Origin of the sequence: Pedobacter sp. ok626, assembly GCF_900100435.1 — a bacterium.
Classification (GTDB): Bacteria; Bacteroidota; Bacteroidia; order Sphingobacteriales; family Sphingobacteriaceae; genus Pedobacter.
In genome coordinates, this window is sequence record NZ_FNEX01000001.1 from 45,233 (window position 1) to 63,468 (window position 18,236).

An 18,236-nucleotide genomic window follows, 5' to 3' on the forward strand; every position below is an offset into this window, starting at 1 on the left:
ACAGCAGATATGAATATCAATTTGAACACTCGGATAAAAGCATTATTGGATGTGGACCGGGACAAAGTAATTGACAGTCTTGTAAAAATAAACAGCAATTTCTCAAAGCTGCGCAATCCTGTCTTGCGTAATTTATTGGCCCGTCGTATAACCATTGCCGAGGCCTGTAAAATTGCAGGATGTAGTCCCAATATTTTTTTTAACAGCATGAAAGCCATCGGTTTTGTTATTGATGAAAGTATAAAAGAGCCAGTAAAAACAAAAGTAAATACCATCGATTTTGACCGGCAGACAATTGTCCACGAATTGGATGTTCGTCCATCCCTTTCCAGAGATCATGACCCGCTCAAAGAAATTCTTATCCTGGCTAAACGAATTGGCGTCGGAGAACGCATGAAGATCATCAATTCTTTTGAGCCGGTACCCTTGATAAATTTACTAGCCGAAAAAGGTTTTTTGTATTTCACTGAAGTTGTGAGTGAAAAATTAATCATTACCTGGTTTGAAAAGACCGCGGATAAAATTGAATTAACAGCCTTACCTGCTGAACCTCATGATGACGCCCAGCAAGGGCTATTTGATAAGGTATTAAGCCGGTTTCCTGCAAACAAAATTACATATATCGACGTAAGTGAGCTGAAAATGCCCCAACCGATGATTCAGATTCTGGCACAACTTGAAAATCTGAATGCTGATGAGTTGCTATACATTTACCATAAAAAGGTACCTGTATACTTGCTTTCTGAACTCAAGAGAAAGGGGTTGCTGTTTCTGCTTAACCGTAAATCAGTCGATGAACTGGACATGCTAATTTATAGATCATGAGTGCTATCGGCCACAATAACCCACTTTATAAAATTGTATCAACCCATTATTTAATTGCGGGACTGTTTTTTTTGGTGCTGGCCGGAATGTTCTTGTTTTCCCTTGAAGCCTTGTCCGGACATTACTTTCAGCCTAAAATTTTGGCTATGACCCATACGGCCGCCTTAGGATGGGGGAGTATGATTATTTTTGGTGCTTTGTATCAGCTACTTCCCGTTATCCTGGAAACAAAGTTATATAGTATCAAACTGGCCTGGGCTAGTATTACTTTCTTTGTGCCTGGAATTATACTTCTGGTTTATTGTTTCTGGATTTTCGATCCTGGGAGGTATATGCAAATTGCCGGGGTGTTGGTGTTTACTGCAATTACATTGTTTAATGTAAATGTTTTTTTTACGGTTAAGCATAAAAAACAGGAATCCATTTTTCAGGAATTTATAATTACAGCCTCTTTATGGCTTACTTTAACGGCACTGCTTGGGCTGTTGATGGTTTTTAATTTTCAATATTCATTCTTGCAAAAAGACCATTTACATTTTCTGAGATTACACGCCCACATGGGAATTGCAGGTTGGTTTCTGATGCTTATTATCGGTGTCAGCGCAAAATTGCTACCTATGTTTCTCATCTCTGAATATCAAAAAACACATCTGCTTTCATTAAGTTATTATTTTATCAATGCAGCATTGCTATTGTTTCTTATCGATGGGTATCTTCATGGGATGAGCTTTAATACCTATCTTTTTTTGCTGTTGGGCCTTACCGGAATTTGCTTTTACCTGGTTTATATTTTCAGATGTTTTCAGTCCCGCATTCGCAAAGATGTTGATTTGCCCATGGTAAAGAGTTTATTTTCGTTTGTTTTTCTTGCTGCTGGGATATTGATTTTGCCATTTATATTGTATTATCATTTAAAAAATGATGCTTTTGCAGTAAACCTGTCCACACTGTATGGAAGCCTGATCTTTATGGGCTGGATCAGTCTGCTGATATTAGGTCAAACCTTTAAAACCCTGCCGTATATCGTATGGGTAAAGCACTACGAACAGCTTACGGGAAAGGTTAAAACACCTCTTCCATCAGACCTGATCAACAGAAGCTTGCTGTATGTACAATCTTTTGCCTTTTTACTTTTCCTACTGGCATTCATTTCTGGTTTCCTTTTAAATTCTTTTACGCTTAAAATTATTGCCGCCGGCAGTCTGTCGGCAACCGCATTAAGTTATTTTTCCCACCTCATTGTTCTTCTTTTACATCAAACAAAGACAGAAGATTATGATCACATTTGATATTCCAGAACCTTTGTTCTTCATGAAAGCCACCGTTACAGATGCCTTAAAAACTGTAGTTGATCCTGAATTGCATGTCAATATTGTTGATCTGGGCCTGGTGTATCATGTAAGGGTAGATCATCTAAATAAGTGTATCCTGATCAAGATGACCCTCTCTTCCAAAAACTGCCCTATGAGCGATAGTATTTTATCGGGCGTTAAAAATTGCATTATACGTACTTTTCCGGATTATCAGGCAGAGGTATCTCTGGTTTGGGAGCCGGCATGGAACTACAGGACTATACCAGAAGCGGGATTAAGAAAGCTTCGGGGTCTTTGATGTACACAGATCATTTCAATGTGATTGAGATCATAAACAGCGCGCATTGTAGCTGGTAAATTTGTACTCATATAATAGAGTCACCTAAAATTAATATTATGGAAACGATGAAGACATTAAATGTGACGGCTTTGGAGCCACGCTTAAAACACCCAAGGATTTTTGAAATGTATGACGGATTAAATCCGGGGCAAGCCTTTGTAATTGAAAATGATCATGACCCGAAACCTCTGTATTATCAGTTTTTGGCAGAGAGAGGACAAACATTTTCCTGGGATTATCTGGAAAATGGGCCTGAAATTTGGAAAGTGAAAATTGCAAAAAAGGAAGCTCAGGGTGATGAAGAAACTATTGGTGAAATTGTAACAAAAGACTACAGAAAAGCTCAGGTATTTAAGGGCTTTGGTATAGATTTTTGCTGTGGAGGGAAAAAGACTGTTGCGGAGGTTTGCGAAAAAAAGGGAATTGATGTGATGGCGGTAAAAGGAGCCTTAGAGTTGGTTAGCGATGAGATTACAACAAGTGAAAATGATTATCTAAAATGGGACATTGGATTTTTGACAGATTACATCATCAATACACATCATCAATACGTAAAAGAGAATACCCCATTTATTATGGAGCTCGCAAATAAAGTAGCGAAAGTGCACGGCGGTCAGCATCCCGAAACCCTCAGGATTGCCCAGCTCTTTAGTCAGGTGGGGGCAGATTTAATGTTACACATGAGTAAAGAGGAGAAAGTCTTATTCCCCTTTATTAAGGAATTGGCTGCGGTTCAGCATCAAGGAGGTTCAGTACCGACTAGTGCTTTTGGAAAAGTATCCAATCCCATTCAGATGATGGAATCTGAGCATGAACTGGCGGGTGAAGCATTGCATACCATACGTGAAATTACCAATAATTTTACCTTACCGCAAGATGCCTGCAACTCCTACGCCATACTCTACAAAAAGCTTGATGAATATGAGAACGATTTACATAGACATGTGCATCTGGAAAATAATGTGCTGTTTCCTAAAGCTATTGCAGCAGAAAAGGTACTGCAGGTAGTAGCAGGTTGATATTGAATATCCTGATTGTTGAATGAGCCAAGCAACCCAAATGCTTGGCTTTTATGGTTAAATACTTTTTAACCGCTTAGTTTTAACCAGCATGGCCAGACCGCTTGCCATAGCAATTGCAGCGATGAGTAAAACTATATGTGTATTGGCTGAGGTTTTATTCATCATTGCATCTAAGGCCTGGATCATTAAGACTACCTCTTGTAAGATTACGCCGAATATAAAAATCAGCAATCCTGATTTGTTTAATTTAATGCCTTTTCTAGTTAATAGCTCATTGATATAGCCAAGAATGAAAAATGAAATCACACAGAGAAAACACAGATGGAGATAGCCAATGATTACCGGTCTGAGGCCAAAGGCAAAACTACTAAAATAAGGAATGATGGATAAAGTCTGTAAAATGATTTTGAGTACGAATGAAATGTAGGCCAGACTCCATAAAAGGGCTGTCATTTTTGTGAATTGAATGCTCAGACTCTTCTGGATTGCTTGTAAAAGTTTGTAGCTATAGAAAAGTGCAGCAAGTTGAATAATAGCGGAAATCGTACCGATCCAAAATAGGTAATCCGGAATTTTAAGTCCAAATATAGACAGCAGATAGCTCGGTACAACAGCTATGGCCAGCGTCAGGAATAGATGTTTATTGATTTTTATGAAGTGTGGTTTGTTTCTTTCTTTTAGAAACGAAAATAGCAGTCCAAAACTGGAAAAAATGAACCAACCGTTGTATTGGAAGTGCAGGAAAAAATAGATGGCTGCAAAATAAAGCTCCTGAATTACGGTGCGACTGGCCATTAGGTAAGCGAGTCCAAATGCTCCAATGGAAGAAATGCCCAATAATATTAAAGCCGATTTAAACCAGATCGTGATATGTCCTTCCTGTTTAATCTTATTGAGATCTTTCCAATAGTGATAGATGAAAAAATAAGATACGAAAATAGATAAGGTGGAAAAAGTGATTGACAATAAAGCATAACCCTGAAAGATAAAGGCGAATAACATGCCATAGGCGGTTAGCGTATTGGCGATCAGTAGCCAATGGTATTTTCTATAATTGGTAACTACATCGGATCTGATGAGGTAATTTACCATCATCGCTATTAGTGCGAGTGTTACCCAGCCAACGAAAGCGAAGTGGGAGTGACCATGTAACAGGAATTTTTGATTGATGAAGGGTAATGGGAAATTGATTTTGTATCGCAAGATGACACCGGCCAGGGCTACGATCAAGAAGTTGATCAGTGCAATTCTGATCCACCTGCTGCTATTGAATTGAATGGTTTCCATAATGTGGGACAGCGAAAATCTGCTGTTTTAAAATTTCTTGAATTAAGGTAATTAATGTCATAAAAAATATGATCACAATCATGTTTTTAGTAGTATTAATATGATTGAAATCATATTCTGTGGATGAGGTATTCCGTAACATTACATCATAAAATAAATCAATAAAATGTTATGAAAAAGCTGTTTTTGATATTTTCAATAGCCTTGGTTGTCGCGGGATGCGCGGGTGGAGGCAATTCTGATTCCAACGGTTCAACCGAACAATCTGCTGCAGGTGAAACAAAGACTCCTGGCACGGAAGCTTATGACCCGAATAGGGGAGAAGGTAAATTTACAGATCTAAAAATTAGCGACAAACTGGATGCGGAAATGGCTGTCCGGGGTGAAAAGGTTGCTGATTTAAAGTGTACTTCCTGCCATAAGCTTACCAACGAGAAATTGGTTGGGCCGGGATGGGCTGGGGTTACTAAACGACATAAGCCAGAGTGGATCATGAATTTCATAACCAATACTGATGCGATGATCGATAAAGACCCTAAAGTGCAGACTATGCTTGAAATTTGTATGGTACGCATGCCGAATCAAAATCTAAGTGATGGTGATGCAAGAGACATCCTGGAATTCCTAAGAAAAAATGATGGTGTAAAATAATAAAAGATTGATATGAAAAGAACCTTATATATATTATGTTCATGTGCAGCATTGTTAATGTTGACGAACTTATCTGGTTGTAAACCAAAAAATGCAGGTGATGCCACAGGTAGTGACGCAGCCGGAAGGGTTTATGTCGCACCAGGAAAATACGACGAACTCTACAACTTCGTTTCCGGCGGCTTTAGCGGTCAGGTTAGTGTTTATGGGATTCCTTCCGGACGCTTGCTACGGGTGATTCCGGTTTTTTCCGTCGACCCTGAAAAAGGTTGGGGATTTAGCGAAGAAACTAAACCGATGTTAAATACCTCTCACGGAGAAATTCCCTGGGGAGATCAGCACCATCTCGACCTTTCCCAAACTAATGGAGAAATAGATGGACGCTGGTTATTTGCAAATGAAAATAATACGCCGCGTATTGCAAGGATTGATTTAAAAACCTTCCGTACTGCGGAGATCATTGAAATTCCGAACAGTGCTGGAAATCACTCCTCACCTTTTATTACCGAAAACACAGAGTACGTAGTTGCAGGAACACGTTTTAGTGTACCTATGGATTATGAAAATGGGGATGTACCGATTGATTCGTACAAAAAGAATTTTAAAGGTACCTTAAGCTTTGTCAGTGTTGCTCCTACAAACGGTGAAATGAAAATAGCTTTTCAGATGTTACTGCCGGGCATGAATTTCGATTTGAGCCACAGTGGAAAAGGCCCAAGTAGCGGATGGTTCTTCTTCAGTTGTTATAACTCAGAGCAAGCGCATACCTTATTAGAAGTAAATGCTTCTAAACGAGATAAGGATTACATCCTTGCGGTAAACTGGAAAAAAGCAGCGGAATACGTTAAACAGGGTAAAGGGAAGAAAGTTAAAGCGAATTACGCACATAATATCTATAGCGAAGTTACACATAGTGCAACCTCAAAAATGGAGACAGAAACTACATTAATCGATGTAAGGGACTTTCCAGACCTGGTTTATATGATTCCATGTCCGAAATCTCCGCATGGTTGTGATGTTGATCCATCTGGTGAATATATCGTAGGTAGTGGTAAATTAGCTGCACTTATTCCGGTGTTTTCTTTTAGTAAGATCCAGAAAGCTATTGCAAATAAAACATATGATGGTGATTACGGTGGGATTCCTGTGCTAAAATATGAAGCCGCATTATATGGCGAGGTTAAAAAACCGGGACTTGGCCCTTTGCATACTGAGTTTGATGGTAAGGGAAATGCTTATACCACTTTCTTTATCTCTTCTGAAATTGTAAAATGGAATATTAAAGATCTAAAAGTTTTAGACAGACAGCCAACTTATTATTCGCCAGGACACTTGACTATTCCAGGTGGTGATACTAAAAAGCCATATGGAAAATATCTGGTTGCTTACAACAAGATCACAAAGGATAGATTCCTGCCTACGGGCCCCGAACTGTCCCAAAGCGCACAGCTTTTTGATATCAGTGGTGACAAGATGAAATTGTTGCTGGATTATCCAACTATCGGTGAACCGCATTACGCTCAAATGGTTCCCGCAGAGTTAATTTCTAAAAATTCACAGAAGATTTTTAGGTTGGATGAGAACAAGCATCCTTATGTAACCATGGGAGAGAAAAACTCGAAAGTAGTTAGAGAGGGAAACAAAATACATGTTTACATGACAGCAATGCGTTCACACTTTTCTCCTGACAATATTGAAGGCGTAAAAGTTGGCGATGAAGTTTACTTTCATGTTACTAACCTGGAGCAGGATTGGGATGTACCTCATGGTTTCGGCGTAAAAGGTAATAAGAATGCCGAACTGTTGATTATGCCTGGCGAAACTACGACCCTAAAATGGGTTCCGGAGAAAGCGGGCATATTCCCAATTTATTGTACCGATTTCTGTAGTGCTTTACACCAGGAAATGCAGGGTTATGTTCGGGTTTCTGTAAAAGGGTCGAAAGTGCCGATTTCTTTTAGTCTTGGTAAAAACTCTGAAGCAGCAGACGAAGTACTTAAAAAGTAGTTTTGAATAGCCCGGCTCATGCTTCATGCATGGCCAGGGCTATTTTTATCTGATCTTATAATTATGAAATCTACAGACTTAACTGACACAAATAGAAAAATAGTGTTGGTATGCGGGCTAGCTTTATTCGTGGTACTTTTTGTTCCACTTTGGCAAATAGAGTTGGCAGCACCACAATATCCTGAAGGACTTGTGCTTAAAATGTATCCCCACAAATTAGCTGGAAATGTTGACATCATCAATGGACTTAATCATTACATCGGAATGAAGACGCTCCATACGGAAGATTTTTTGGAATTTACCTTGTTGCCATATATCATTACTTTTTTTGCTGTGTTTTCGCTTGCAGTGGCCATCTTTCTTCGAACTGTTAAATGGTTATCGGGGTTATTTACCCTCTTTGTAATTTTTGGAATTGTTGCAATGGCTGATTTTTGGCGATGGGAATACCAGTATGGGCATGACCTGGATCCAAATGCCGCCATAAACGTTCCTGGGATGAGTTATCAGCCGCCGCTTATTGGCTATAAGCAATTGTTGAATTTTGGGGCTTACTCAATTCCAGACATTGGGGGCTGGATATTTATTGGTGTAGGAATCGGTTTGCTAACAGCAATAGTACTTCAATATAAACATAAGAAAAATGCGGTCGTTATGAAGGGAAAAACACCAGTTCTATTGTTCTTGTCGTTGATTTTACTGATGGCATCCTGTAGTGTTACGCCAAAACCAATTAAAGTAGGTACAGATGCTTGCAGTTTTTGTAAAATGGGGGTTGTGGATAAACGCTTTGGAGCGGAGATGATTACAAAAAAGGGAAAGATCTATAAATTTGATGATCTGCATTGCCTGATGGAATTTGTGAAAGGGGTAACGGTTAAAAATTCGGATGTTCAAGGCATGTATCTGGTGGACTATGAGGAGCCTCATGGGTTCATTGATCTTCAAAAAGCCTTTTTGTTTAAGGGCGAAACGCTTAGGTCTCCCATGCGAAGTAACATTGCTGCTTTCCTTACAGAAAAGCAATTAAAAGCAACTACTCAATCTATACAAGGTGGAGTGGTGCAATTGAATTCACTGATGCCAACGATTAAATGAAAAAAGTCCTATATATCATCCTGATCAGCTGCTGTGCAGTTTTCTCCGCTGATGCCAAAGTTATCAAGGTGGGTAAATCGAGAAGTGTGTCGTCTATACAAAGGGCGATAGATCTTTCTCGAAATGGAGATACTGTCCTTGTTGATCCGGGCTTATACCAAGAGAAAAATATCATCATTCAAAAATCGATTACTTTAAAAGGTATCAATTATCCGGTGCTTGATGGCGAAAATAAATATGCCATTATTTCAATAAAAACGAGGAATGCAACTGTAGAAGGCTTTAAATTACAGCATACTGGACGCTCAGAGATCAAGGATCTGGGGGCAATAATGATTTACGACAGCTACAAGGTGTCGGCATTAAATAATATTTTGGAGGATACAAATTTTGGTATTTACGTTCAGAATAGTAAACGATGCACTATAAAAGATAACTCGATAACGGCTTATGGGAAAGATGAAGTCCAAAGTGGAAATGGCATCCATTGCTGGCGGTCTGATAGTCTGATTATCATAGGCAATAAAATAAAAGGACATCGCGATGGACTGTATTTTGAGTTTGTGAAAAACTCTCTGATCTGGAAAAATGTAAGCACACAGAACGTACGCTATGGTATTCATTTCATGTTTTCTAATCGCAATACTTATGTGAGCAATATTTTTGAACGCAATGAAGCAGGGGTTGCTGTGATGTATAGCAACCATATTCATATGTATAATAACCATTTTTTAGACAATTGGGGCGACGCAGCCTACGGAATTTTATTGAAAGACATTACCGATAGCGATATCTCCGGTAATCATTTTACTAAAAATACGGTTGGGTTACATATGGAGGGCTGTAGTAGAATTAAGCTGTACAAGAACATCTTTAATAACAATGGATGGGCTGTTAAAATTCAGGCCAGTTGTGACAATAATGATTTCAGCAGGAATAACTTTATTGGGAATACGTTCGATATCGGGACAAACGGATCCTTGGTACTGAATACATTTACCGGAAATTACTGGGATAAATACGAAGGATACGACCTCTTTAAGGATAATATTGGTGATGTACCTTATCATCCCGTAAGCATGTATTCTATGATTATAGATAGCAATCCGGCCGCTCTAATGCTCTTTAGAAGTCTAATTGTTTCCTTATTAGATAAAACAGAAAAAATTCTGCCGGGTGTGACTCCAGAAAATTTAAGGGATAACAAACCGGTAATGAGACCCATATCTTTATGATAGTAGCAAAAAATATTACGAAAACCTTTGGAAAATTAAAGGCTTTAAATGACATCTCTGTTTCGTTTAACAAGGGTGAGTGTATAGCCCTGCTGGGGCCAAATGGCTGCGGAAAAACCACGCTGATCAAATCAATTTTAGGGATGGTTGTCCCAGACAGCGGATCCATTGAATTCAATGGTCGGCCTATAAATCGTGAATGGTTATATAGAAGTCAGGTAGGATACATGCCACAGATCGGTCGCTACCCAGAAAATATGACGATTGCAAACGTTATCGAAATGATGAAGGATATCAGAAAAGACAGTAAGATGCATTTAGATGAGGATCTCATACAAAGCTTTGACCTCGGCGCATTAATGAATAAAAAAATGCATACCCTCTCGGGTGGTACTCGACAAAAAGTGAGTGCTTGCCTGGCATTTCTATTCAATCCTGATGTTTTAATTCTGGATGAACCTACTGCTGGACTGGATCCGATATCTTCTGAAAAATTGAAGGATAAGATCATTCTTGAAAAGGAAAAAGGCAAATTGATTTTAATCACCTCACACGTTTTAAGTGAATTGGATGACCTGATCACCGAGGTCTTTTATATGGAGGATGGAAGGCTGATGTTTTATAAAAAACTTTCAGAGTTAATGACGGATACCGGGGAAGAAAAGCTGTCAAAAGCAATTGTTAAAATTATGGTCGCTTAAAAGATGAAAAAAATATTAAAATACGTAATCGTAGATATCATTCAAAACAAGATAGTTTTAATCTATACCTTTCTCTTGTTGTTGATTTCCTTAAGTGTCTTTAATTTGGAAAGTAATTCTGCAAAGGGCTTGCTCAGTCTTTTAAACATTATACTCATATTGGTACCCTTAATCAGTATTATTTTTTCGACAATTTATATTTACAATAGTTCTGAATTTATAGAGTTACTGGTTAGCCAGCCTGTAAAAAGAAAGTCCATTTGGCTAAGTTTATTTGGTGGACTGGCGGCATCATTGTCACTCGCTTTTTTTATTGGAGCGGGGATACCCATTCTGTTGTATCATGCCGATGCAACGGGCATCACCATGATTTTAACAGGGCTATTTTTAACGATTATTTTTGTAAGTATAGCCCTGCTAGCTGCGGGTATTACCCGCGATAAAGCGAGAGGAATAGGGCTATCCATACTGCTGTGGCTCTATTTTTCTCTCATTTTTGATGCACTGGTCTTATTTTTTTTATTTCAGTTTCAGGACTACCCGCTGGAAAGAGCGATGGTCTTTTTTAGTTTTCTTAATCCGATTGATTTAGGGCGTGTTCAAATCTTATTGCAAATGGATATTTCCGCATTAATGGGCTATACAGGGGCAATATTTAGAGAGTTTTTTGGAAATCAGGTTGGAGTGGCGCTTTCTTTTTTTGGTTTATTTGTCTGGGTTGTAATACCGTTATTTATATCGTTGAGGAAGTTTGATAAAAAAGATTTATAGGATAAAGATTAGCAGTGCAATAGAACTTTAGTAGGTTTAAATGACAATGAGGACGACACCAGTTATGTTCGTGTGCTGCCCGATGCTTAAACTATACAAGTACAAAAAACTCATTTGATTTCTTAAAAAGCGATACTTTCAGGTCGGGAATGGGGTAAAGAAATAGGCCAAAAATTGATCACTAAACTTAAGGATAAAGGATACTTGAAAGAATAGAAGAGGAATTGATCTGAATTATATATTTTTACCAAGTGAAGTTCATAGCCCTGATTTTATCTGTAATCGTACTTTTCTTAACAACAGTTCCCTGTTGTGCATTAGAGGATGATCAAGCGTATCATCAGGAGGAGAAAGCACATAAATGTATTGATAAGGATGATGATTGTTGTAAAGATTGTTCACCTTTTTATGTTTGTGGGAGATGCGTAGGTTTCACCATTACTTCCTATTCGGCAATCACTTTTGGAACTTATTTAAGGCCGGTTCAGCATGACAGTATTTATCTTCCTGTTGAACTTACCCAGACTACATCATTCATTTGGCAACCGCCAAAATTAAGTTAGAATTTTAGTGCAGCCATTTGAGGCTGAATTTATTCGAATTACTTAATTATAAAATACATGATAAAGAAATTAGTTGTGCTTATGGCAGCGCTGTTTTTTACAGTTTCTGTCTATGCTCAAAATACTTATAAAGCGATCATTAAAGATGCAAAGACAAATCAAACTATACCCGGAACAACGCTAAAAATTCAGGGTACAAATATCAGTTCAATTTCGGCAACTGATGGCTTAATCACTTTGAATAATGTACCGTCAGGCAAGCAGATTCTACGGTTTAGTTATATCGGTTTTAAGACCAGAACTGATACTTTAACTTTTCCACTAGTGCAAACAGCCCCGATGCTAATCACATTGGAAGCAGCAGAGGGAGAAGAAGAATTGGATGAGGTAGTCGTTTCCGCAACAAGAGGGAGTCGAACCATTGATAATATCCCCACAAGAGTAGAGGTGATTGCTGGGGAAGAGCTTGATGAGAAAGGTAATATGAAGCCCGGAGACATCAGAATGATGCTTGCTGAAAGCACTGGTATCCAAACGCAACAAACTTCTGCAACCAGTGGTAATTCAAGCATTCGTATTCAAGGACTAGATGGGAAATATACACAGATCATTCGTGATGGGTTTCCTTTATATTCAGGTTTTTCAGGTGGCTTAGGGCTGTTACAGATTTCCCCTTTAGATTTGCAACAGGTCGAGGTAATCAAGGGGTCATCCTCTACATTATATGGTGGTGGTGCAATTGCAGGTTTAGTAAATCTTGTTTCAAAAAAGCCGACAGAAGAGCGTCAGCTTAACTTTCTTTTAAACGGGACTTCCGCATTAGGACTTGACGCCAGTGGGTTTTACGGACAGAAATTTGAAAAGTTAGGAGTTACAGTATATGGTGCTTATAACCACGGAACGGCTTATGATCCGTCGGATATTGGATTAACTGCGATACCTAAGTTTGATCGTTTCACGCTTAACCCAAAACTATTTGTTTATTTTAACAATGTCACTACGCTTTCCGCAGGATTGAATACGACTATTGAAAAACGAATAGGTGGTGATTTGGAATACATTAAGGGGAATGGTGATGCTGAACACAGTTATTTTGAAGAGAATAAAACAAACCGCTACAGTACGCAAGTAGAATTAGGTCATAAGTTGAACGATGATGAAAAACTGACTTTTCGTAATGCTGTCAGTTATTATGACCGAAGCATCCAGTTGCCTGCTTATTTATTTTCTGGCGTACAGCTATCCACTTACAGTGAAGCTAATTATAGCCGAAATGGAAAAAAGGTGGACTGGGTTGCCGGGTTAAACTTCCTTACTGAACATTTTAAAGAAGACCAAAATGCCAATACGGCACTTAGAAGCTACAATTATAGCACCATAGGTGCTTTTGTGCAAAATACATGGAACGCCACAGAAAAATTTATCATTGAATCTGGGATCAGGGGTGACTATCATAATGAATATGGCTTTTTCTTTTTGCCAAGGATTTCGGGTTTATGGAAAATTAACGAACATTTCTCTACCCGTTTAGGTGGTGGATTGGGTTATAAAGCGCCGAGTGTATTTACTGAAGATGCAGAACGTATCCAGTTTAGGAATGTGCTTCCAATTGATGTAGCAAACACCAAAGCCGAACGTTCTTATGGTGCAAATTATGATGTTAACTACCGCACAAGTCTTTTTGATGATAAGCTGGGTTTTAGTATCAACCAAATGTTTTTCTATACGCGTATTAAAAATCCAATTTTGTTAAGTCCTGTTGCAGGGGGGAATCTCCAATATATTCAACCCAAAGGAAATCTGGATACAAGAGGAATGGAAACTAATGTAAAGATCACTTACAGCGATTTTAAGCTCTTTATTGGGTATACCCTGGCCGATGTAAATCAACATACTGAAACTACGAGCAGTACTTACCCTTTGGTTTCTAAACACCGCTTAAATAACGTATTGATGTATGAAGTGGAAGATCAATGGAAAATTGGAGCAGAAGCTTATTATTTTAGTCGCCAAAAATTAAATGATGGCAGTACAGGAAAGAGTTATTGGACGGCCGGATTAATGGCGGAAAAACTTTGGGAGCGGTTTTCCATTTTTATAAACTTTGAAAATTTCACAAATACCCGTCAGACGAAATTTGATTCTATTTATACAGGAACAATAACTAACCCTACTTTCAGGGATATTTATGCGCCTGTAGATGGATTTGTAATCAATGGTGGAGTAAAGATTAAACTTTAAGAAACCCTATAAAAGATAAGTGGTGATTGATAAGTCAATCACTGCTTTTTAGTACGTATTTTACCTTTTGAAGTATTCTTTTTCTAGGGCTTCGGTCGGGAAGGATTGTCAGATAGGTAATTTCGGATAATGAATTATATTTGCAAAGTATGCGTATACAATCCTATGATATTATACCTGCTTTGCAGCCGCATGTGAAATCGATATGCACGATGGAGTGTGAGAGTGGTGCCGATAGAAGTTATATTCGTGTGCTGCCCGATACTTGTGTAGAACTGTTTTTAAACTATACAAGTACACCAGTGGCTATCATTAATGATGAGTTACATAAATCCAGCATCTTTACTTTTCGGATGAGTAGGCCTATGGATATACAAATGCGAAAGGGGGAAGGGGTTGTTGCCATTTGTTTCCAACCGGGCATGGCGTACAAGTTTATTCAAGTTCCGATGGATATACTATCCGATACAACTACCGACCTTGCTGATGTATGGGGATTTATGGGGCCCGAGATAGAAGATAAAATGGCGGGATTTAGCAATAACGAAATGCGTGTAAACCTGATACAACAATATCTGTTTAAGGCGTTAGCCAATGTTAAAGATGATTTGCCGATAGTAGATTGTCTAAAGCAGGTGCAATTGTCAGGGGGACTGATCCCTGTAGGAAAGCTCGTCAGTAATACCGGGCTCAGCCAGCGCCATCTTTCAAGAAAGTTTCATGAGCATGTTGGTTTGTCACCTAAAGAATATCTGCGTGTTTCCAGGTTCATACGGTCACTTAATCACTTGAAAAGATATCCTGCACTTTCACTTACTGAAGTTGCCTACAAAAGTGGTTATTACGATCAAGCTCATTTTATCCGAGATTATAAAGATTACACAGGGGCTACACCACGTCAGTTACTGCAGGCTGAACATATTTTTTATTGATGTCCGTTTTATACAATTAAACGTTATTGAATCTAGACATTTTTGCAATATAAATATTAACAACATGCGAAAACTAATAATGGGATTGGCCATAACATTGGATGGGTATATTGAAGGACCTAATGGCGAGTATGACTGGTGTTTTACAGATCAGGATTACGGATTAAACGAATTTTTTGAGCGCATTGACGCGATGTTCATCGGACGTAAGAGTTATGAAATGGCACAACGGCATAGCGAAAGTAATCAGGGTGAGGTTGTACCAGGGATGCCTGCATTGATAGAATACGTATTTTCTAATACGTTGACATCGGTAAAAGAAGGTGCTGTACTGATATCGGGAGATGGTATCGCTGAAGCACGAAGAATAAAAAATCAGCCTGGAAAAGATATCTGGTTATTTGGTGGTGCTTCGCTATTTGACAGCCTAATGAAGGAGGGCTTGGTGGATGAATTGTGGATGTCTGTGCACCCGATATTGCTTGGTAGTGGTAAGCTTCTGTTCCGCGAACAGGATGGAAGAACCAAGCTCAGGTTACTGGAGAGTAAGGTCTATGAGACTGGGCTAGTATCAGTCCGTTATGGTGTCGACAAAACACATGCATAAACGCTATTAAAAACCCCTAGATGTAATAGTTTAGAGGTTTTTTTCATTTTTTGACATCACGACTGTGGCGACGCCATGTCCTATTGTATTGGTGATCGCTCTTGCTTCACTCATAAATCGGTCTACGCTGAGCAGAATTGCCAGACCTTCAACAGGTATCTTATGGATGGCTGTAATGGTTGTGGCCATGGCAATAAAGCCTGTTCCAGCTATTCCTGTTGCCCCTTTAGAAGTCATCATGATGATTAGGATAATAGTTAAGATCTCCGTGAAAGAAAAACTAACCTGGTAAAGCTGGGACAGGAAGATAACTGCAATGCCTATGTAAAGAGAGGTTCCGGTCAGGTTAAAGGAGTTCCCTGTAACTGTTACCAAACTTACCACCGATCTTTTGTACCCCATCTTTTCTAGTTTATCCATCAGCAAGGGCAATACCGAAGCTGAAGAAGATGTACCAAGTACCCAAAGTAGCTCCTGCTTGATGTCGTTTAGGAAATTGATGATGTTTACCTTAAAGAAATAAAGGATCCCACCAAAAACAATAATGATAAACAAGAACATCGTCAGATAAGTTCCCGCAACCAGTTTGCCGATTGGAACCAACGATTCAGGGCCAAATTTTCCAACAGTGTAAGCAATTCCGCTGTAAGCAGCGAGGGGGGCAAGCAAAAATATATACCTCAATATTTCAAAGATCAGGTTCCTGATCTTGTCAAGACGACTGGCTATCTGGTATTTGTATTTCGAACGATTGATCATAAGACCGATGATACAACCCAATAATAAGAATATGAGGGGATAAAGATTGAGTATTGCATTGCTCCAGTAACTATCTACACCTGCGACCTGAAATTCGGGAGTCAGCAGTTGAAAACTTGTTAGGTTAATTGCGCCGGGATTGATGATAAAGGTAAAACAGATTCCAAAAACGATTGCAATAAAACTTATCAGTTCGAAGTAGAGCAATGATTTTAAACTGAGCCAACCCGCAGCCCTTAAGTCTACAATTCCTGCAAAAAAGGAAACAACGATAAGGAATATGACAGGAGCAATAAAGGGTTTAATGATCTCCACGAAAACAGTGGCGATGATCTGGGTCTTCACTGCAAAAACAGGATATAGTATTCCAGTACATATCCCTAAAAAAATCGCCAGCAGAACTTGTAAACTTAAGTGCTTCTGAAGTTTCTGAATCAAATCAGAATTTACTTTTGTCTCTATCAAGGAATCTTCAATTAAACCCAATTAACTTTTAACAAATTTACACAATTTGCGTTAAATGAGCCCGCTTGTTTAATGGCATCACGCTTATTAATCTAAAGCCAATTCTTCAGTTTGCTTAGCCCCAAAAACATTTTTTTCAATGTTTTGTATTGCCACGGGCGGATTAAATTCTTTTTCACTTTTTGCAATCACTATGGCTGCAACTCCATTTCCGATAATGTTGGTAATCGCTCTGGCTTCACTCATAAATTTATCTACGCCCAGTAAGAAGGCAAGTCCTTCAACAGGGATTTTATGTATGGCCGTTAAGGTGGAGGCCAAGACAATAAAGCCACTGCCGGTAACTCCTGCGGCACCTTTAGAAGTAACCATCAAAATTCCAATAATGCTGATCATCTCAAAGGGAGTGAGATGGACATTGTAAAGTTGGGCTAAAAATATGATGGACATAGAAAGATAAATAGATGTACCATCAAGATTAAATGAATATCCGGTTGGTACAACCAAACCCACTACTGATTTACTACAGCCCATCTTTTCCAGTTTCTGCATAATTGAAGGCAGTGCCGACTCGGAAGACGAAGTTCCAAGCACTAGCAATAATTCTGCTTTAATGTATTTTAGAAATCCCCAGATGCTCATCTTATAGTACTTCATGATTCCCCCAAGTACAAGGAAGATAAAAATACCCATGGTTAGGTATACACTTCCCATTAGCTTTGCCAGTGGGATTAGGGTGTGCAGACCAAATTTTCCTATGGTGTAAGCCATGCCGCCAAAGGCCCCTAGTGGTGCCAGGTACATTACATATTTTAGACCTGTAAACACCCAGTGTGATGCCTTTTCTAAATATTGAACAACACTTAACCTATGTTTTGAATAATTCAGGATGATACCTAATACGATAGCTGCAAGTAATACCTGAAGGGTAAAATTGTGTATGAAGAATTCCAACCAGTTAAAATCTTTCGCACCTGCGCCTGTATATTTTGAAGGATTTTGAATCTGTAGATTAGATTTATCAATATTCCCAGGTTTTATTAACACGGCCATCAATATCCCTATGGCTAGTGAAAAGGTAGAAACCACCTCAAAATAAAGCAGGGATTTGGCGCCAATCCGGCCAACTTTTTTCAAATCTCCCATTCCGCTGATGCCGAGTATAATGGTCAGGAATATAATTGGGGCAATAAATAATTTGATGATCTCAATAAACGTTTTGCCGATAACCTCCATTTTTACAGCAGTTGCAGGCGCATAACTTCCCAGCACAATTCCGGCAATAATTGCTATCAGCACCCAGAAGGTTAAATTGGAAAGTAATTTGTAGGCAAAGCTTCTTTCTTGAAGATTCCCTTGGTTTAGGTTGGTTTTCATTTTCTATATTTATATTTGGCCCAAAGAGTGTATTGGCGATTG

17 protein-coding genes are annotated in these 18,236 nt (G+C 38.8%); 14 read left to right on the top strand and 3 right to left on the bottom strand.

The window, feature by feature from the left end; all coding sequences use genetic code 11:
* Positions 1-9 precede the first annotated feature (9 nt).
* From BLS35_RS00155 to ric, 4 genes are all read left to right on the top strand, one after another.
* Positions 10-825 carry a DUF2249 domain-containing protein gene (locus BLS35_RS00155; RefSeq protein ID WP_090776767.1) on the top strand — a complete coding sequence of 272 codons (816 nt, stop codon included), beginning with the start codon at positions 10-12 and terminating at the stop codon, positions 823-825.
* A complete protein-coding gene (locus tag BLS35_RS00160; RefSeq protein ID WP_090776768.1) occupies positions 822-2,114 on the top strand; it encodes a hypothetical protein in 1,293 nt (430 codons plus the stop codon). The genes BLS35_RS00155 and BLS35_RS00160 overlap by 4 nt, the downstream gene beginning before the upstream one ends.
* Entirely contained in the window at positions 2,101-2,436 is a 336-nt protein-coding gene (locus BLS35_RS00165; protein WP_207909070.1) for a metal-sulfur cluster assembly factor, read from the top strand. Before BLS35_RS00160 ends, BLS35_RS00165 begins: the two co-directional genes overlap by 14 nt.
* Positions 2,437-2,534: 98 nt before the next feature.
* A complete protein-coding gene (gene ric, locus BLS35_RS00170) occupies positions 2,535-3,497 on the top strand; it encodes an iron-sulfur cluster repair di-iron protein (protein ID WP_090776769.1) in 963 nt (320 codons plus the stop codon).
* A gap of 57 nt (positions 3,498-3,554) precedes the next feature.
* Here ric and BLS35_RS00175 read toward each other — a convergent pair whose 3' ends face one another.
* Positions 3,555-4,787: a hypothetical protein gene (locus BLS35_RS00175; protein WP_090776770.1), complete on the bottom strand. Its 1,233-nt coding sequence runs from the start codon at positions 4,785-4,787 to the stop codon at positions 3,555-3,557.
* Positions 4,788-4,958: 171 nt separating this feature from the next.
* Between BLS35_RS00175 and BLS35_RS00180 the strand changes: the two genes are divergently transcribed.
* From BLS35_RS00180 to BLS35_RS00220, 10 genes are all read left to right on the top strand, one after another.
* Positions 4,959-5,438 carry a c-type cytochrome gene (locus BLS35_RS00180; RefSeq protein ID WP_090776771.1) on the top strand — a complete coding sequence of 160 codons (480 nt, stop codon included), beginning with the start codon at positions 4,959-4,961 and terminating at the stop codon, positions 5,436-5,438.
* A 12-nt stretch (positions 5,439-5,450) separates the two neighbouring features.
* On the top strand, positions 5,451-7,445 hold the full coding sequence (nosZ, locus tag BLS35_RS00185; protein WP_090776772.1) for a Sec-dependent nitrous-oxide reductase: 1,995 nt from the start codon (positions 5,451-5,453) through the stop codon (positions 7,443-7,445).
* Between the two features lie 63 nt (positions 7,446-7,508).
* Complete coding sequence (locus BLS35_RS00190; RefSeq protein ID WP_207909069.1) at positions 7,509-8,543, top strand: nitrous oxide reductase accessory protein NosL; 1,035 nt, start codon at positions 7,509-7,511, stop codon at positions 8,541-8,543.
* The gene (gene nosD / locus BLS35_RS00195; RefSeq protein WP_090776773.1) at positions 8,540-9,778 is read left to right on the top strand and encodes a nitrous oxide reductase family maturation protein NosD; all 1,239 of its coding nucleotides are present in this window, start codon (positions 8,540-8,542) and stop codon (positions 9,776-9,778) included. The genes BLS35_RS00190 and nosD overlap by 4 nt, the downstream gene beginning before the upstream one ends.
* Entirely contained in the window at positions 9,775-10,479 is a 705-nt protein-coding gene (locus BLS35_RS00200; RefSeq protein WP_090776774.1) for an ABC transporter ATP-binding protein, read from the top strand. The genes nosD and BLS35_RS00200 overlap by 4 nt, the downstream gene beginning before the upstream one ends.
* A 3-nt stretch (positions 10,480-10,482) precedes the next feature.
* Complete coding sequence (locus tag BLS35_RS00205; RefSeq protein ID WP_090776775.1) at positions 10,483-11,250, top strand: ABC transporter permease subunit; 768 nt, start codon at positions 10,483-10,485, stop codon at positions 11,248-11,250.
* 251 nt (positions 11,251-11,501) lie between these two features.
* Positions 11,502-11,813 carry a DUF6660 family protein gene (locus BLS35_RS27455; RefSeq protein ID WP_132225907.1) on the top strand — a complete coding sequence of 104 codons (312 nt, stop codon included), beginning with the start codon at positions 11,502-11,504 and terminating at the stop codon, positions 11,811-11,813.
* A gap of 57 nt (positions 11,814-11,870) precedes the next feature.
* Entirely contained in the window at positions 11,871-14,054 is a 2,184-nt protein-coding gene (locus tag BLS35_RS00210) for a TonB-dependent receptor (protein ID WP_254778568.1), read from the top strand.
* A gap of 149 nt (positions 14,055-14,203) precedes the next feature.
* A complete protein-coding gene (locus BLS35_RS00215; protein WP_090776776.1) occupies positions 14,204-14,986 on the top strand; it encodes an AraC family transcriptional regulator in 783 nt (260 codons plus the stop codon).
* A 64-nt stretch (positions 14,987-15,050) separates the two neighbouring features.
* The gene (locus BLS35_RS00220) at positions 15,051-15,593 is read left to right on the top strand and encodes a dihydrofolate reductase family protein (RefSeq protein WP_090776777.1); all 543 of its coding nucleotides are present in this window, start codon (positions 15,051-15,053) and stop codon (positions 15,591-15,593) included.
* A gap of 30 nt (positions 15,594-15,623) precedes the next feature.
* Here the strand turns inward: BLS35_RS00220 and BLS35_RS00225 are convergent, their stop codons facing one another.
* Both BLS35_RS00225 and BLS35_RS00230 read right to left on the bottom strand, forming a co-directional pair.
* Entirely contained in the window at positions 15,624-16,817 is a 1,194-nt protein-coding gene (locus BLS35_RS00225) for a cation:dicarboxylate symporter family transporter (RefSeq protein WP_165973196.1), read from the bottom strand.
* An 87-nt stretch (positions 16,818-16,904) separates the two neighbouring features.
* Positions 16,905-18,194, bottom strand: coding sequence for a cation:dicarboxylate symporter family transporter (locus BLS35_RS00230; RefSeq protein ID WP_090776779.1), 1,290 nt, complete (start codon positions 18,192-18,194; stop codon positions 16,905-16,907).
* Positions 18,195-18,236 lie beyond the last annotated feature (42 nt).

What these genes read in the sequence shown, in the direction of transcription:
- nosZ (WP_090776772.1), top strand. Translation starts at nt 5,451, where the DNA reads ATGAAAAGAACCTTATATATATTATGTTCATGTGCAGCATTGTTAATG.
- BLS35_RS00175 (WP_090776770.1), bottom strand. Translation starts at nt 4,787, where the DNA reads ATGGAAACCATTCAATTCAATAGCAGCAGGTGGATCAGAATTGCACTG.
- BLS35_RS00155 (WP_090776767.1), top strand. Translation starts at nt 10, where the DNA reads ATGAATATCAATTTGAACACTCGGATAAAAGCATTATTGGATGTGGAC.
- BLS35_RS00190 (WP_207909069.1), top strand. Translation starts at nt 7,509, where the DNA reads ATGAAATCTACAGACTTAACTGACACAAATAGAAAAATAGTGTTGGTA.
- BLS35_RS00210 (WP_254778568.1), top strand. Translation starts at nt 11,871, where the DNA reads ATGATAAAGAAATTAGTTGTGCTTATGGCAGCGCTGTTTTTTACAGTT.
- BLS35_RS00215 (WP_090776776.1), top strand. Translation starts at nt 14,204, where the DNA reads ATGCGTATACAATCCTATGATATTATACCTGCTTTGCAGCCGCATGTG.
- BLS35_RS00230 (WP_090776779.1), bottom strand. Translation starts at nt 18,194, where the DNA reads ATGAAAACCAACCTAAACCAAGGGAATCTTCAAGAAAGAAGCTTTGCC.
- BLS35_RS00180 (WP_090776771.1), top strand. Translation starts at nt 4,959, where the DNA reads ATGAAAAAGCTGTTTTTGATATTTTCAATAGCCTTGGTTGTCGCGGGA.
- BLS35_RS00200 (WP_090776774.1), top strand. Translation starts at nt 9,775, where the DNA reads ATGATAGTAGCAAAAAATATTACGAAAACCTTTGGAAAATTAAAGGCT.
- BLS35_RS00220 (WP_090776777.1), top strand. Translation starts at nt 15,051, where the DNA reads ATGCGAAAACTAATAATGGGATTGGCCATAACATTGGATGGGTATATT.
- BLS35_RS00165 (WP_207909070.1), top strand. Translation starts at nt 2,101, where the DNA reads ATGATCACATTTGATATTCCAGAACCTTTGTTCTTCATGAAAGCCACC.
- BLS35_RS00205 (WP_090776775.1), top strand. Translation starts at nt 10,483, where the DNA reads ATGAAAAAAATATTAAAATACGTAATCGTAGATATCATTCAAAACAAG.
- ric (WP_090776769.1), top strand. Translation starts at nt 2,535, where the DNA reads ATGGAAACGATGAAGACATTAAATGTGACGGCTTTGGAGCCACGCTTA.
- nosD (WP_090776773.1), top strand. Translation starts at nt 8,540, where the DNA reads ATGAAAAAAGTCCTATATATCATCCTGATCAGCTGCTGTGCAGTTTTC.
- BLS35_RS00160 (WP_090776768.1), top strand. Translation starts at nt 822, where the DNA reads ATGAGTGCTATCGGCCACAATAACCCACTTTATAAAATTGTATCAACC.